Origin of the sequence: Microcystis sp. LEGE 08355, from assembly GCF_015207185.1 — a bacterium.
In the GTDB taxonomy this organism is placed as follows: Bacteria; Cyanobacteriota; Cyanobacteriia; order Cyanobacteriales; family Microcystaceae; genus Microcystis; species Microcystis panniformis.
In genome coordinates this window covers 1-1,894 of record NZ_JADEXI010000758.1, presented here as the reverse complement: position 1 = coordinate 1,894, position 1,894 = coordinate 1, and the positions used below count along the sequence as shown (strand labels likewise).

Genomic DNA, 1,894 nt, shown 5'->3' with positions numbered 1-1,894 from the left:
CAGTCAACGGTACAGCCATTTTCAAAGGGAAAATGTACCCAGTAGCGTCTTTTCAATTTTTTCTAAGAAGCGACCTGCAGTAAGGGTTTTGTTAATTTTTTAGTATTTATGTATGGGGGAAGTCCAGGTATAAATCTGGTTATTAAAAACTGATTAGGATTTGCTGAAAAAGTACGGGCGAAGCATTCGGATAGAAAATCTCCGGTTTCACCGATAGGTTATTGCCCGAATGCTTCGCCCCCACAGGAAGCGGGCCGATGAAGACCCAAGGTTTTGAACCACGATTCTCTCAAAATCTTGCACCTGTGAGAGCAAAACAGGACAATAAAACCCTTAACTCGTTTATATTTCACATTTATTCAGCTTTAGTATTACTCCTAATTCAGAACTATTTTTCAGCCGGGGGAAACCAATTATCATCTAATATTTGTTCGAGGGATATATGAGCGTCTGAATTGAGGTAAAAAAGCTGAGAAACTGATTTAATCGCCACTGGATAAACTTTATCATACATAGCTGCTAATTCTGTCCGTAAACTGGGACTATCTTCTAAACGATGCTGTATTTGGGCGCGAAAATTGACTATTTCTGCCGCCCAATGATTACCTGACCGTTTTTTTTCTTCTTGCCAATAAGCCAGCTTTAAAAGATGTTCGATAAGACGGGTTAACAGACTCATTAAAGCTCGTCTATCACTTTTCCCCATACTCTCGATTTCTTCAATTAAATTATCCCAATCCACCTGCTCAAAATTACGCTCTTGTAACTGTTTTACCGTCTCTTTTAGCCATTGATTATAATCAGTTTCGTAGGCAGTTGACGACATAAGGCCTCTTGTAAAAATCAAAAATTGTTGTTGGGGTTAGGAGTCAGTAGCCAGTAGTCAGTAGTCAGGAGAATTAAAAATGAGCATTAATCAATTAAATGCTCTATTTAGGGATGTTATGCAATTTTATGTCTATTTTTCTCATTTTTGCACTCTCAAAAATTAATTATGCAAGAACTCTATAAATAATTATAGGGCTTGTTGCTGTGACTAATTACCAAAATTTGTTGCGGTCGGTAGCAATTTTATAATTTTCACTTAAAATGGATTGCATAATTGATCTAGAGTAAAGTTTCAAGGGAGTTGACTGAAAATGCTTGATTACCGTCTATTGTTATGTGCTATGGCATCTGTTTTACTCGGTCAGTCCGTACAGGCTAAGGATATCGAGTTTTCTGGGGGTGCCAGCGGTGTGGATCCCCTCGGCCATTCTTTTGCGTTTGATGGCACAACCTTCACACTTTCGTCTGGTTCAGGTACATTCAATCCTTCTGGTACTGACATTGGCAACGCGAAAAGCTTTTCCTTTAGTTTGACCAATCCTGCTGTTTTCAATCCAGATCCCGTTAGTGTCCCCAATGCCTGTCCACCAGGCTGGTATGCAACTTCTGTCGGCACCAATCCCGTAGTAATTGTCTGCAAAAACTTGATTACAGAAGAAGAATTCATTAGATATACATGGCAATACAGGATGCTTCCGGGCGGTGTAATCACTTTCAACGATCCCCAGGGTACTGGCTTGACCGCTGGGCTTTCCAAGTTTGACTTCACACTAACTTTTCCACAGCCCATTGATGTTAATAACTTCAGCTTTACCGCTAAGTGGTCTGATGTGGCTTCAGTCCCAGAACCTTCGCTGACGACCGGATTACTTCTCCTGGGATTCGTGGGTCTATACTGGACAAAACGTACCTAAATCGCTTCTAGAAATACATAGTCTTTTGACCGGCTAATTTATCGTCAGCAGACTGGGTGCATCTCAATTTTGTAGAAATATCTATATTAGGGCTGGTTGAATAAATCTAAAGACCTTGTTGGATAAGACTTTAGTGCCGGTCATGGGAGTGA

Annotated in this window: 2 protein-coding genes; one reads left to right on the top strand and one right to left on the bottom strand. The window is 40.3% G+C overall.

Annotated features, from left to right (window positions below; translation table 11 throughout):
- Positions 1 to 388: 388 nt before the first annotated feature.
- A complete protein-coding gene (locus IQ242_RS23750) occupies positions 389 to 826 on the bottom strand; it encodes a DUF29 domain-containing protein (protein WP_079208842.1) in 438 nt (145 codons plus the stop codon).
- 313 nt (positions 827 to 1,139) lie between these two features.
- Between IQ242_RS23750 and IQ242_RS23745 the strand changes: the two genes are divergently transcribed.
- Positions 1,140 to 1,742, top strand: coding sequence for a hypothetical protein (locus IQ242_RS23745; protein ID WP_139374460.1), 603 nt, complete (start codon positions 1,140 to 1,142; stop codon positions 1,740 to 1,742).
- Positions 1,743 to 1,894: the final 152 nt, after the last annotated feature.